At 42.7% G+C, this 14,318-nt stretch carries 11 protein-coding genes and 1 pseudogene; 1 reads left to right on the forward strand and 11 read right to left on the reverse strand.

The window, feature by feature from the left end; translation table 11 throughout:
* Positions 1-15: 15 nt before the first annotated feature.
* The 7 genes and pseudogenes from EQY75_RS10800 to EQY75_RS14340 all read right to left on the reverse strand — a co-directional run bounded on the left by EQY75_RS10800 (position 16) and on the right by EQY75_RS14340 (position 9,520).
* The gene (locus EQY75_RS10800; RefSeq protein WP_129605758.1) at positions 16-279 is read right to left on the reverse strand and encodes a DUF4212 domain-containing protein; all 264 of its coding nucleotides are present in this window, start codon (positions 277-279) and stop codon (positions 16-18) included.
* Between the two features lie 95 nt (positions 280-374).
* Positions 375-557: a CPXCG motif-containing cysteine-rich protein gene (locus EQY75_RS10805; RefSeq protein ID WP_129605760.1), complete on the reverse strand. Its 183-nt coding sequence runs from the start codon at positions 555-557 to the stop codon at positions 375-377.
* Positions 558-565: 8 nt separating this feature from the next.
* The gene (locus EQY75_RS10810) at positions 566-1,921 is read right to left on the reverse strand and encodes a TolC family protein (RefSeq protein WP_129605762.1); all 1,356 of its coding nucleotides are present in this window, start codon (positions 1,919-1,921) and stop codon (positions 566-568) included.
* Positions 1,921-5,217 carry an efflux RND transporter permease subunit gene (locus EQY75_RS10815; protein ID WP_129605764.1) on the reverse strand — a complete coding sequence of 1,099 codons (3,297 nt, stop codon included), beginning with the start codon at positions 5,215-5,217 and terminating at the stop codon, positions 1,921-1,923. The genes EQY75_RS10810 and EQY75_RS10815 overlap by 1 nt, the downstream gene beginning before the upstream one ends.
* A 1-nt stretch (position 5,218) precedes the next feature.
* Complete coding sequence (locus tag EQY75_RS10820; protein ID WP_129605766.1) at positions 5,219-6,370, reverse strand: efflux RND transporter periplasmic adaptor subunit; 1,152 nt, start codon at positions 6,368-6,370, stop codon at positions 5,219-5,221.
* 162 nt (positions 6,371-6,532) lie between these two features.
* Positions 6,533-7,423: a leucine-rich repeat domain-containing protein gene (locus EQY75_RS10825; RefSeq protein WP_129605768.1), complete on the reverse strand. Its 891-nt coding sequence runs from the start codon at positions 7,421-7,423 to the stop codon at positions 6,533-6,535.
* Positions 7,424-7,614: 191 nt separating this feature from the next.
* Positions 7,615-9,520: pseudogene (locus EQY75_RS14340) on the reverse strand (ABC-F family ATP-binding cassette domain-containing protein).
* 62 nt (positions 9,521-9,582) lie between these two features.
* Here EQY75_RS14340 and EQY75_RS10835 point away from each other — a divergent pair.
* Positions 9,583-9,969, forward strand: a complete 387-nt coding sequence (locus tag EQY75_RS10835) for a DUF983 domain-containing protein (protein ID WP_129605770.1) — start codon at positions 9,583-9,585, stop codon at positions 9,967-9,969.
* Here the strand turns inward: EQY75_RS10835 and EQY75_RS10840 are convergent.
* From EQY75_RS10840 to porL, 4 genes are all read right to left on the reverse strand, one after another.
* Positions 9,966-11,021 carry an NAD(P)/FAD-dependent oxidoreductase gene (locus tag EQY75_RS10840; protein ID WP_129605772.1) on the reverse strand — a complete coding sequence of 352 codons (1,056 nt, stop codon included), beginning with the start codon at positions 11,019-11,021 and terminating at the stop codon, positions 9,966-9,968. The two genes, EQY75_RS10835 and EQY75_RS10840, sit on opposite strands and share 4 nt — an antisense overlap.
* A gap of 76 nt (positions 11,022-11,097) precedes the next feature.
* The gene (gene porN / locus EQY75_RS10845) at positions 11,098-12,000 is read right to left on the reverse strand and encodes a type IX secretion system ring subunit PorN/GldN (RefSeq protein WP_129605774.1); all 903 of its coding nucleotides are present in this window, start codon (positions 11,998-12,000) and stop codon (positions 11,098-11,100) included.
* Between the two features lie 24 nt (positions 12,001-12,024).
* Positions 12,025-13,593: a type IX secretion system motor protein PorM/GldM gene (gene porM / locus EQY75_RS10850; protein WP_129605776.1), complete on the reverse strand. Its 1,569-nt coding sequence runs from the start codon at positions 13,591-13,593 to the stop codon at positions 12,025-12,027.
* Between the two features lie 56 nt (positions 13,594-13,649).
* Entirely contained in the window at positions 13,650-14,294 is a 645-nt protein-coding gene (porL, locus tag EQY75_RS10855) for a type IX secretion system motor protein PorL/GldL (RefSeq protein WP_129605778.1), read from the reverse strand.
* Positions 14,295-14,318: the final 24 nt, after the last annotated feature.

The following is a 14,318-nucleotide window of genomic DNA, read 5'->3' on the forward strand; positions in this document are numbered from 1 at the left end:
TTTAATTTAAGGGTCTCATTTGTCATTATATCCGTATTTCTTATCGAGCTTATTCATAAGGATAACATATACAAAAATGAGGAGCACGAAGACATAGATTGCGCCTTGCTGTGCAAACCAGAAACCAAGGCCAAAACCGCCTATTTTAAATGTATTGAGGAAGTCCTTGAAGAGAATTCCCGCTCCAAAAGACACAACAAACCAAACAGAGAGTAATATCAATAGATATTTCAGGTTCTCTTTCCAGTATGCTTTTGCCTTCTGCTGAGGGTTTTCCATGGTCGTATTCTATTCTGGACAAGGAACAAAATACTAAATAAAAAGGGATTAGAAGATGTGATCAGCAGCTAAACTTGTTCGATACCTGAGGTAACCTACTGGCCCAGGGGAATCGCTTGAAATTCCTGTATTTCGTCTGCCGTACATCTAAGGCTTATTTCAATAGGGTTGCAGCAGACTTCACAGTCCTCAACATAAGTCTGGGAGGTTACAGAAGTATCGAGCAACATAGAAATCTCCTCCCAGCAGTATGGACATTGAAAGAAGTGCTCAAGCATAATTCCAATTAAAGTTCTACGTTTAAAAGTTGACCCGTTAGCTGAAGGAGTTGCAATTCTGCAAGCTTAGCATCGTATTTTGCAAGATTCTTGTTCGTAAGGGCATTCAGGAGGTTGATCTGTGCCTGTCGGAATTCTATGGAAGTGATCCGACCCAATTGAAACTGTTCCCTGGATCGATCAAAGTTATTCTCATTAGTGATCACGTTTTGCTCCTGTATGGCGTAGATATTTAGTCTGTTCTCATAAAAATCCAAAGCATTGAGGATATCCCTGTCTACCTCGAGCTCTACTTGTTTTTTAAGTAATTCCTGATTCTTAAAAGCGATTTTAGCATTCTTTACCCGAACCGCTGTTCCACCGCCGTCAAAGAGATTCCAGGTTAACCGAGCCCCTAAATTAAGATTATAGGTAGTATTATTAACGCCTGGGAAGAAGGCCGAGGCGGCACTTTGATTGAGATTCCATCCGTAAGACCCTGTAAGGCCAATATTTGGTAAATATCCACTTCTACTCACCTTGATGTCATAATCATTGATCATCAAGTTTTTCTCAGTTTGTAGGATGGCAACGTTATTCTGTTTTGCCTGTGAAACATATTCATCCAGTTTCAGACTCGGGATAAAGGTCACCACCGTATCTACTTCAAAAACTTCATTTAAACTCTGGTTGAGGACTACGTTGAGGTCTCTTTTGGTGTTAGCTAGTTGTTGTTTTGCATTAAGTAGATTGATACTGTCATTAGTAACATCAACCTGGGCGTTTAAAATATCTAACTTTGTATTTTGCCCGTATTCAAAAGCGTACTCTGCTCTTGTAATCCTGTCCTTGGAAATCTCCAAAGCCTGTTTAAAGACATAGACATTCTCCGTTAAACGAGCCACTTCAAAGTACACGCTCAACAGCTGGAGTATAGTATTTTCAATTGTTTCCCTGGCCTGTAGCTCTGATAGCTGATACTGTTCCTTCAGGCTTTTGTAATTATAGAATCGCCCAAGGCCGTCAAATAGGGTATAATCTAAGGTAAGGCCCGAATCATATCGCTGTGCCTCAGCCTGGTCGATGATCACATCTGGTCTCGGGTCTCCGTTTTCGAGAAATTGGCCCGGGAATTCAATGGTGGAGTCATCCCTATTGTAGGATGCCCCAGCACTTGCTGAAAGAACGGGAAGAAAACCTGAATTCAGGATACTTTGGTTATTGTCAGCAATCTCTACTTGGTTTCTGGCCACCTGAATCCCAAAGTTATTCTCAAGTGCCAGATTAACCGCTTCCTGTTTGGAAAGGGCAGGTTCCTGAGCACTTAGTTGTAATGCTCCAATAATCGATATCAGGAGCAGGAAGGTGAGGTAACTTCTTTTCATTAATCTGTTTCTTCTGTTTCGACCTGCTTTTTCTTATTTCGCCTCGATTTAAGCTCTGGTATTACCGGTACTTTACCGTTGGTCGCCATGTCTAGTTTCTCTTTGAGTTTTGATTCCTGAACCTGCTCCTTAATTACACGCTCTACAGCTTCCTTTTCTACTTTTTCACCTGTTTTCAGCCAGGCAATATTGGCTTTGGCGGTGTTGATAGAAGAAAGAAGTAAAGGCAATAATAAAAGGGTAAGAACCGTGGCGATTCCTATTCCATAGGAGATAGATATTGCCATAGGTTTCAGGAACTGTGCTTGCCTGCTTTTCTCCAGCAAGAGCGGAGCCAGTCCGGCTATGGTAGTCAGAGAGGTCAGAAATATTGCCCTGAACCTCGATTTACCCGCTTCGTACAAAGCATCATCAAACTTCATTCCCGCCCTTAAATACGAATTGAATTTACCGATCAGGACCAGTCCGTCATTCACCATAATTCCTATCAAAGCAATTATCCCAAGGGCAGAAAGTACATTTATAGGGAAGCCGTGAATATAATGGCCCCAGGCAACCCCAATGACACTGAACGGGATCATGGATAAGAGGATAACTGGCTGACTATACGAACGAAAGGTGAAGGCGATCACCGCGAAGATCAGGAATAGCACCACCGGAAACACCTTGTTTGCAGAACTGGAAAGTTTTTGCGCCTCCCGGTTCTGTCCTTCATAGGAAACGGACAAGGCAGGATATTTAGCCAGTAGATCAGGGATAAAATTTCTTTGTACATCCAAAAGTATATCCGTAGCACTCTCGTTTGGATTTTCCAGATCAGCCTCTACCCTAATTTCTCGTTGTCCATCTAAATGACTGATAGATTCGTCACCCCTGGCAATAGAATACGTGGCGATTTCAGAAAATGGTACCCGCTGCCCGGTTGGGGTGAGTATCCTCATGTCATCCAGGTCTGAGATTGATGATCTGTTCGATTTATCGTAACGCACCCACACTCTGATCTCGTCTTGCCCTCTTTGGAATCGCTGGGCCTGAACTCCAAAAAATCCTGACCTAACCTGACTCATAACTTCCTGCAGGTTCAGGCCTAAAGCGTAGGCGTTTTCCTTTAGTTCTATATCCAGTTCCTTGATGCCTTCCGGATCTGTATCTGTTATATCCCGTAATTTTGAATTGCCCTCCAGGTAGGCGCGTAATTCTTCTTTGGCATCTTCCAGTTGTTTATTGTCATTCCCTAAAAGAGCAATGGATACCGGACTTCCTCCAAAATTACCTCCTGATCCAAAAGTAAGTCGCTCAACCCCGTAAACTTCGCCAACCTCTTCCCTAATGGCATTGGTGATTTCTGGAGAGGGAAAATCGCGTTCCTCACCCGGCAGAAGATTTACACTGAGAGAAGCCTTATTATTACCGGGGCCCACTCGTTTAATTATATTTTCAACGACTTGCAAATTGCCGGTTTGCCTTGCCGTAAAATCGTCATTTACCCTCCAGGCAGCGGCCTCCACCCTGGAAATAATATCATCGGTGATCTCCGGATTTGTTCCTTCCGGCATGAGAAGATCTATACTCACCCTGTCACTGGCTACACTGGGAAAGATGGTCACCCTAACAATACCTGACATAATAGAGGCTACGGTGATGACCAGCAGGCTCGTAAAAATCGAAAAGCTGATAAATCTGTGATTAAGAACAAAATGTAAGGCCGGACTGTATAGTTTATCCCGCAGATAACTCATCACCCTGTCTCCCACTTTGTTGAACGTCCGGAGTTTGGTAAGGAATCTATCGATCCCTTTCTGGTTTGCTAATTCCTCAGGACTCTGGCGTACCAGGGCCTTGGAATGGGCAATATGAGCCGGGAGAATAATCAGGGCTTCAAATAATGACACGATCAAGGTCAGAATCACTACGGTAGAAACCTCCCCAAAAAACTCACCAATCCGACTATCTAAAAACAGGAAGGTAGAAAAGGCAAGGATAGTTGTAATAATCGCAGATAGAATCGGTGGAATCACTTCCATGGTCCCGTCTATAGCAGCCTGAACCGGAGATTTTCCTTTTTCGTAGTGTTGATATATGTTTTCCGAGATCACAATACCATCATCTACCAGTATCCCTATGACAATGATCATCCCAAACAAGGAGAGGATGTTGATCGTAACCGAAAACATTCCTGCAAAAATGAACATTCCGAGAAACGAAATCGGCAGGCCAAAGGCCACCCAGAAAGCGAGTCGGGTATTCAGGAAAAACGAAAGAAAAATAAGGACTAAAAGTATCCCTATCGCACCGTTCTCTATAAGTAAGGCCGTCCTTTGCTTTAGAGAAATTGAAGCGTCTGAAACAACGTCTAACTTAACATTATTATGCGTGGCGTTGTAATTCTCTATGTAGGCGTTTATTTTTTCCGCCGTAGGAATAAGATCCTCGCTGTTGGTATTACTTACCTGAACATTTACAGAAAGGTTGCCATTGAAATAGGATACATTGGGCGTTTCGGAGAAGCGATCCCTGACTTCCGCAACATCACTAAGTCGAATGATATTCCCCGAAGCATCGGAACGAACAACAAGGTTGTTTAATTCATCCCCGTAATACGATCGGTTTTTGGCCCTAATCAGGTAATCTTCCTGCTCAGTCTTAATCTCACCTCCGGTAGATAATATATTGCTTCTGCCAACTGCCTGTGCCACTTCCTGAAAACTGAGATTGTAAGCGAGAAGATCGCTTTCTCTTACGGCAATTTCTATTTCCTCTTCAGGATAACCTGAGATCTCAATCTGTGAAATACCGTCCATCGCCCTCAGATCGTATTCAATCTTACGCGTTATCTGTTTGAGATTGGCCAAAGAAATTCCCTTTCCATTTACAGCAAAACTGATCGTCGGTCTTATGGATTCCTGTTTAGCCACCACCAGGGGTTCCATCCCACCGGGAAAGTTCGGAACGCGGTCTACTGCATTTTTAACCTCGGTAAGAATCACATCGATATCTTCATCAGAATCGATTTCTACGGTAATACTTCCCCCATTCTCCCTGGATGTGGAAGTCACCCTTTCAATCCCTACAAGACCCTTGAGGTTGTCCTCAATTTTTAATACCACACCTTCTTCTATCTCCAGAGGTGCTGCGCCAGGGTAGTTGACACTTATAGTTATCGTCTGAGAATCAATGAGCGGAAAAAAAGAAGATCGCATTCGCAAAGCCCCCACGATTCCAAATACCACAAATGCCAGGATGAACACATTTACTGCGACATCAAACCGTATGAAATAACCAATGATTTTGCGCATTTTATGGAAGTTGATTGAAATTGGTAGCAGAAGCCATATTAGTGGTGTCCCTGTACGTTTTCACAACCATACCGGCGTAAGCACCGGGTACGGGCCTGGATAATATTACAGTACCATCCTCAATATCGTTCAGAACTGCAGTCTTATCGGAAAAATAAACCGGCCTAACAGTCAGTACGTCCAAAATACTATCCCGGACGATAAAGATTTCCTTCTGGTCATTTAATAACTTCCTGGAAATTTCGAATGCATTTTCTTCACTTCGACCTTCTATCCTCGCTTCCAGATACATGCCTTCCTTAACACGGGGATCTTCCACATCAATAAAAACAGAAACGGTCTGAGACTCCTGATTAACTGAGGCATTGATCCTCGCCACCTTCCCCACAAAATCCTGAGTCCCTTCCAGGTTTTTCAGGTCTACTTCTTCCCCAACCTTGAGAAAGTCGCTGTAAGACTTATTTACAGCTACCTGCAGTTCATAAATCTTTGGGTTGATGAACTCACCCAGTTTCTGGCCCGGGCGTATAAGACTACCTTCGGTTACCAATGCTTCTGTGAGAACTCCGTTAAACGGGGCCCTTAAAATATATTTCGACAACCTTCTTTCGAGGTTTTTAACGTTGTAATAGGTAGTCACTATGTTCCTTCCGCTGATAAAATACCGCTCTTTTTCTGTGGTGATCTCAGGGAGTTCCGGCGTTCTGTTTTCAAGGTCGAATCCCGAAAGGTAAGCCTGCCACTTCGGGTACACCTCAGGATAGTCTAAACGCAGATCGGGCATAGCTGCTGTAATGAGATTGTAGAGATTACTTTTCGCACTCTGCACCGAGGCCGCGTATTCATCGGCATCAATTCGCATCAGAATTTCTCCGGTTCTGAAAGCCTGGCCAGGTTTAAACGGATAAGCGCTATATCTGAAGATTCCCTGCACTTCAGAATAAAGTTCAACTCTTTCTTTCGCAGCGAGGTTTCCGTTAGCAGGAATAACTATGGGAATTGTACTATTGACAACAGTATCTACGAACACCGTTTTAATTTCTTTGGGCGCTGAGGGCCTTTTAACCTCTTCTGCAGATACAAGCAGATAAGCCACGTAAATGGCCAGGGCCAAAATAACTACTCCGAGGGAGTAGAGGATCGTTTTTCTCATTAGGTGTTGGTAACTATGGTTAAATGAAGGACAAAACTATCGATTTGTTAAGTTGGGCTGAGTTAAATAAAACCTAAAGTGTTAAAATCCACTTCCCTGATAATCAATAAAAAAGAGGTGTAAGTACACCTCTTTTTCGACAGCTAACCAACTTAAAATTGACTATTTATGATCAGGATCAATATCCTGATCGTTAAATTTCGTATCTACCACACGGGTTTTCTTAAAGTCGATCTCCTTAAAGTTCAACTTAGCATCTTTTTTGTCGTAATCAAAGACCAGGAATTGTTTTGTATTCATCCCTTCCAGATTCTTGAGGGAATTGAATTTATTGTTTTGTATCTGCAGGATTTCCAGCCTGGCTAACTGACTGAATTCTCTAGGAATCTCCCCGTCCAATTGATTATTAGCAAGGATGAGTTCTTTGAGTTCTACCAATTGTCCGAATTGTCTGGGAATAGATCCTTCGAGCGTGTTCTCAAAAAGTCCAAGGCTTTCCAAATTGGTCAATTTCCCCAATGCTTCGGGAATTGCTCCTTTAAGGTTATTACTAGAAAGATTAAGTATCCTCAATCGGCTTAACTGCCCCATACTTTCAGGGATACTTCCTGAAAAGAAGTTATTAAATGCTGTTAATTCTTTCAGGTTGGTTAAATCGCCAAGAGATTCGGGCAACTCACCTTTAAACCTGTTCATCTCTATTTTAAGTACCTCGAGCTTCTCCATTTGAGCTATTGTCTCAGGTAATTCACCTGTAAGCCCATTAAAAGCTAGATTGAGCACTTTGAGATGAGATAACTTAGACAGTGATACCGGCAGAGTACCCTTGAGATTATTCCTGAACAAGTTGATTTCCACTACATGACCATCTGCTACCTTTACCCCATACCAGGTTTCAACCGGGGAGGATAAATCCCAGGTTTTCACCCATTCTTGTCCGTTAGTACTTTCGTAAAGATCCTGAAGGGCTTTAAATTCTCCTTTTGAAACCTTTGCGGTCGCCAGGAAGCTAAAGCTCAACATGAACAGGGAAAGGAATAGTGTTTTTTTCATTATATATTTCTTTTCAACATACATCCTGTTGACTTACAACAAATCTGATAAATGAATTAAGAATTACCCTACAAATATAGTTGAAAGTAGAGATTAGTAACTTATTTTTCCGACGAACGGCTCTAATTTGTTGTGAAACCCTGAAATTTTGTTGTCAAACAAAAAGTGGATTACAAAATACCTCTGCCGCCTTAGTCTTCAAGCTGTAGGGTAAGTTCTTCCCATTGCTCCATAAGCGATTCGAGCTGTTTTTTCTTTTTTTGGTACTGATCAAAAAAATTGGGCTGGGCTATGGTTTGGTCATAGTTCATCAGCAGATCGTGATCGATCTCCGAAATTTCCTTTTCCAGACCACTTATTTTACTTTCTACCTGACTCAGCTTATTCTTCAGGGTTTTTAATTTTTTCTGATCCCGATAAGGTTTCTGAGACTTTTCTGCGGGCTTTTCATTTTTCTTCTGTTCCGATTTCTTTTCGATAGCCCTGAAATCATTTGCTTTTCGTTCCTCAAGAAAATAATTGATGTCTCCCAGGTACTCCTTGATCTTCCTGTCCTTAAATTCGTAGACCCTATTGGTAAGCCCCTGTAGAAAATCCCTGTCGTGAGAGACCACGATCAAGGTCCCCTGAAAATTGATCAGGGCTTGTTTTAATACGTTCTTTGATGCAATATCCAGATGGTTGGTAGGTTCATCCATCACCAGGACATTGAAGGGCTGCAATAGCATTTTAGCCAGTGCCAGCCTGTTGCGTTCACCCCCCGAAAGTACCTTGACGTATTTCTCCACTTCATCTCCGCTAAAGAGAAAGGACCCCAAAATGTCCCTTACCTTGCTTCGGTTGGTCTCATTGGCCGCATCAATCATGGTATCGAGTACCGTTTTATTCCCTTCGAGGTATTCGGCCTGATTCTGGGCGAAATAACCAATTTGCACATTGTGCCCCAATTTAAGCTGCCCCTGGTAATCGATCTCTTCCACCATTATTTTAGCCAGGGTGGTCTTGCCCTGCCCATTCTGACCTACAAATGCCGTTTTGCTATCGCGTTCAATAAGCAGGTTAATATCATTCAAAACCTCCTTATTACCATAGTGTTTGGTAATCCCATTCATTTCGGCAACCACCTTCCCCGGAGTAACGGAAACAGGAAAACTCAGTTTTAAAACGCTTTATCTGTTTGATCCACTTCAATTCGGTCCATCCGATCTAGCTTCTTGATCAGGGATTGAGCCATGGATGCTTTTGAAGCCTTGGCCCGAAACTTCTCTATGAGTCGCTCTGCCTGTTGTATTTCCCTTTCCTGATTTTTCTGTGCATTGAGTTGCTGCTCCCTGATCTCTTCGCGAAGCACGAGAAATTGGGAATAGGGCTTGTTGTAGTCATAAATGCGACCCAGGGAGATCTCTATCGTACGGTTGGTGACATTGTCTAGGAACATTTTATCGTGCGAAACAATTACAACTGCCCCAGGAAAATTTGTAAGGAATTGTTCGAGCCAGATGATCGACTCAATGTCGAGGTGGTTGGTAGGCTCATCGAGTAAAAGAACATCGTTGCTCTGCAATAAGAGCTTGGCCAATTCAATCCGCATTCGCCAGCCGCCGGAAAAGGTATTGGTCTTTTTATTAAAGTCTTCCCGCTTAAAGCCTAATCCAAGAAGGATTTTCTCTGTTTCGCCCTGATAATTGTATCCCCCAGGATCTCATACCGGTGCGTATAGTCGTTCAGATCCACCATCAATTGATGATATCCCTCACTTTCGTAATCTGTGCGTTCTGCCAGTTGCTCATTGATATGTGCCAGACCGGCTTCTACTTTCTGCAATTCTTTGAATGCCTTGTAGGCCTCTTCCAATACGGATTGTCCCTCCTCAAACTCTATATCCTGTCTGAGAAATCCGATACGCAGTTCCTTGTCTGAAGCTAAGGTGCCTGTATCGGGAGCTACGTCCTTTGCCAGCAATTTCAGCAGCGTAGATTTTCCCGCTCCGTTTTTTCCTATGAGTCCGGCCCGGTCTCCCGGGTTAAGGCGAAAGGATATCTCCTCAAAGAGAATTTCCCCTGAGAATGAAACAGAAAGATTGTGGACGTTTAACATGAATGTAACCCGGTTTACAGTGTATCGATGACAAAAAAGTATCTTTGCCAAAAGTTTTGCAAATGTTTAAAAAAGGAAGCAAACTCTACAGCATTTTAACAGGAAGTTGCCCAAAGTGCCATATGGAAAGTATGTACAAGGTGCAGAATCCATACCTCATAGGATCTATTTTTGAAATGAACGAGCGATGTTCACATTGCAAGACAAAGTACAAAATAGAACCTTCCTTTTTTTACGGCGCCATGTATGTGAGTTATGCCGTTGGTATTGCTTTTGCGACGGCGGCTTTTGTGATTGCCTTTCTTATATTCGAAGCCAGCCTGCTCCATACTTTTATCAGCATCGTAATTACACTTATTGTATTTCTCCCGGTCATCATCCGTCTCTCCAGGAATATCTGGATCAATATATTTATGAATTACGATCCCAAGGCAGTAGTTGAGTCTTAGCCTCTCCCAAAGCGTTTTTTGAATCTTTTAATATCCATTTCGGCAGGGAGCTCTGCTTGATTCTCGATATAGTTGTACAAGGCTTTTGAAGCATAAGGAGCGATCATAACCCCGCGGGAACCAAAGCCATTGAGAATATACAGTGATGGAAAATGAGGATGTTGCCCAACCAGCGGCCTTCTGTCTCCCGTCGTCGGCCTGATTCCGGCGAGTTGGTCCACTACTTCGTAATCACATTTTAAAAATGACTTTAATTTGACTTCAAGTTCTTCTCTTGCTTCCGTTGTGGGTTTGTTTGTCTTGTCCTCTCTTTTGTAAGTGGCTCCAACGCGATAAATGTGATTTCCCTGAGGAATGAGAAATACGGGAGACTTAATAATATGGGTTTCCTTGAGATCGGGAGCCTTGATCATCAGGTACTCTCCTTTGGAACCAATTAAGGGAAGGCAATTAAAGTAGGGATTTTGCTTCAGGCCAAAGCCCAGGGCAAAGACGAGGTGCTTTGCTTTTATATTTTTGTAAAGAAGATGATCTTCCCTGAACGCTAAAGAATTAAATTCAAACGATTCTTCCCGGAGCAAGTTACGATCGAGAAGATAGTTTCTGTAGCTTCTTTGTAAGAGTTTTGTGTCGACCCTTCCCGTTCTCAAAACTTCTCCATAGCTGTGCTGCGCTTCAATAGCAGCATTGGTATTGGGGATCAGCGAAGTAGACATCAGTGGTTCAAGACCCGGTTTATCAGAAGCTTCAAACCATTGGTTTTGTTCTGCAATGCTCGTAAACCTTCGCAGTACCCGGAGTGGATGATCTAATTGAACACCCAATTTTTCTTCAAGACCGGCATAAAATTGGGGCAGGAGTGCAAGTTGTTCGTGGGCCTTCCAGGACAAGGTAAATCTCTTAAGTGTAACCGGGTTGTACAACCCGCCTGCCACCGTTGAGGCTTTTTGGGATTTATCACTGACAACAATAAACGATTTCCCCCCTTGCTCCAGGGTTTCGCAAAATGAGATTCCAGCCAAACCAAGGCCAACTACCAGGTAATCTACCATGGTACAAAAATAAAAAACGCCGCTTCAAAAAGCGGCGTTTCCATTTTATAATTGAATTGGAATACTAAAGGATATTCTAATAGGCCCACATATCCTGTTCCCTGTCTCTGATCGCTTCTTTTATGCGATTAGATTCCAGTAGTTGGAACAAGGCGTTATCCGCGATGTAGTCATTTATTTCGCGATCTCCATGGACATTGTCTTCCCTGTAGATCGTAGCATTAAACCTTCTTGCATTCAGCAACATATCATAGGAGATAGGTTGGGCTGAATTCCGTTGGTTAAACACCTTTGACTCGTGAAGGATCTTCCTGGCACTTGGAAACCAAACCCAGAACAGTTCTACCTTATTGTCGGCAGCATTCATAGATTCGTCATCCACGAAGTTAACATCGGGAGCTACCGGGGCAATCCCCAGGAGTCGATACTTCAATTCTCCCTGGCGCTTGTCAAAATACCAGATCCCTTTAATTCGATACTCTTCAATGTCAGCGGCAGTTATATCTCTCCTGTTTACATATTCAGGGGAGAGTTGTTCACCGGCGTTGATTTGCTCATATCCGAGATCCGTGGTATCTATCCTTGTCAGCGTTGCTTTAAGATCCTCAAACTTCCTTTTTTCGGTAAAGTAAGAATCCACATAAACATCTGTCAATTTGCCGTTCTTGATGTTCTTTAAAAAAACATCGTAAAGCGATCGCCTGTCGGCTCCGATATCAATAGTATCGGTAGGATAGTAGAGTGGGAAATTTACCCGCTCATCAAGATCGATCACCTCCCATATGGTCTTAGACCAGAGAATATCCCTGTCGTCTACATAACCATAATCCAGAGGAACATCATCATCCATCGCCAACTGGTTTGCTGTCTTCTTACCGATATCCTGTGGCTTTTTGGCATTTAAAATATTTGCCTGGGCCATGATTGAAATCGGGAGCAGAGAAACGGCACCAACTAGTATTACATTCTTCCAATTCATAAAATTCAATTTTACTAACAATTCTTAGTTTGTGATCTCCACAATTACAGGAGATACTCTCTTAAGCTTATACGTTTTGTTGTTTGTGATGTAAGCTTCAATATCAAAGATCTGAACCGCATCACCTCTTTTCGCTCTTTTAAGGGCAGATTTACCTCTGCTGTCAAGCTTATTACCTTTAACAACCACAGTAGGCTGTCCTGGTACTTTGAATTTAAATCCGCTTACGGCGAGGTTCAGGTCAAAGTCGAAATCTTCCAACAAGGCACCGATAGTAGCGATCTCAAGGTTACGCCTTGGCATCTTTGCACTTCCGGATTCTCCTCTTACAGAACCTGCAGGTCTTGGAATATCCTTAATCCTAAAGGTTGCAGGAGTAGTGATTCGCTTTCCATCAGGCAAGACACCAGAAGCATTAATAGTTACTTCACGTCCTTTACCGGGGTTCATTACGAACTTACTTCCAGAAACTCTTTTTAATCCTGTCGCACTCGCAGACACTTTATTATCAGGAATACCGGGAATAGAGATTGTCATTGGGTTGGCTACACCTCGGTAAACCACGTTCATCTTATCTGCTGAAATTACAGCCGAATTAGGCATGGTAATCGTTGCAAATGTTGACGAGACAGGTACTTCGGTACGCTCTCCATCCTGAATAAAGACCAGGTTCCCTTCGATCTTGTGATCTCCGGCAGCACCGGCACTTACCAGTAACTTTACCTGTCCTTCGTTGATCTCGTAGTCCTTCCCTTCAACCAGGGTTCTTCCATCGAGCTTCAGATTGACCTCGTTAGGTCTTGTCGTTGCATCTTTACGACCAAGGACGATTGCTCCTGCAAATTTTTCGCCGGTGTAGAAAGCAGATTTTTCCTGCTCCAACAAGGTGGTGTAATTTGTCATGGAAACTTCAGAGGTTAACTGACCCTGAAGCATTGCTTTTAAAGCATCTTCTTCAGTCGACTTAATATCCGCCTGTAACTTACTCAGGTTAGCCAAAGAAGCTACCAGAGGATATCCTTCATAATGGTAATTAATCCAATCTACCTTTACACCATCTCTTCTTTCTACCTTACCATTTGCGTCTCCGGTTTGGAATCGCGAGGCTACAGCATCCCGAACTTCTGTAAAGTTCTCCGGTAAGAGTGCAGTGATCTGGGTTTTGTAATCGTTGATCCTTTTAAGGAATTCCTTTCCTTCCGGTGCAAGGTTGTCGCCCTGGAAGAATTTCTGGTCTAACCAATCCGACTTATCCATAACAACATAGTCTTTTGGATCGTCTAATTCTTTGGTCATTGACGTCTTGAGGTTTTCGATGTATTCGAAATAGTCCTGAGACAATTCCTTAATCTTAACAGCGTCTTTGTACAAGGGGCCAAATTTCTCCTCGTTCTCAGAAGCCTTTGTTTCTAATCCACTGAGGAAGGCCATATTGGTCTCTGTGGTTTTTTCGTTAGAAGCTTCAAACTTTTCATTCATTAATCCGAATGCAGCCAGAACTTCTTTACTCATATTGAGCGCCAGCATTGCGATAAAGATCAAATACATTAAGTTGATCATCTTCTGACGCGGTGTTGCTTTTCCTGATGCCATGTTTTTCTAATTAGTTTTGATTTGTAACTTGATTTGGGTTATTGGTTCGCGACTAATTAGTTCTTACTCATGGCAGATAACATACCGCCATATACACCATTTAAAGATGAGAGGTTAGAGGCCAATGATTCCATTTGATCTTTGAGAGCACCTGCATTCTGAACTACTTCTTCGTTAATAGAAGCTTGTCTGCTGGCACTTTCCAACTGAACTTTATACAAGCTGTTCAAAGATTCCATCTGAGAAGCAGCCTGTGCCATTTCATCAGAGTATTTCTTAGTGGTTTCCATTGCGTCTACAGAAGGAGCAATTCCTTTGGCAGCACCTTCAAAGTTGCGGATGCTGTCACCCAGGCTATGCATTAATTCTGCATCGATGTTTGCTTCTTTTAAAAGCTGATCTAATTTCTTAGAAAGCAATCCTTCTGCTTCTTTTGCATCCGAGTTTGATTTCCCATTAGATTCTCCTCCTGCCAATTCAGGATATACCAAAGACCAATCGAATTCATCATCTACCGGTTCAAATGCACTGATAGCGAAAATAAGGGCTTCTGTTATAAGTCCGACTGCAAGAAGTAAACCTCCTGTCAGTGGTCCGAATTCCCAGTGAAGGATTTTAAAGAGGGCACCGATAATTACTACCGACGCTCCGAGGCCATAGGCCATGTTAAATAGTTTTTTTGTTGATTTTGACTGTGCCATAATTCTAAAATTTAATTAAGTTTA

Source organism: Muriicola soli (genome assembly GCF_004139715.1).
Classification (GTDB): Bacteria; Bacteroidota; Bacteroidia; order Flavobacteriales; family Flavobacteriaceae; genus Muriicola; species Muriicola soli.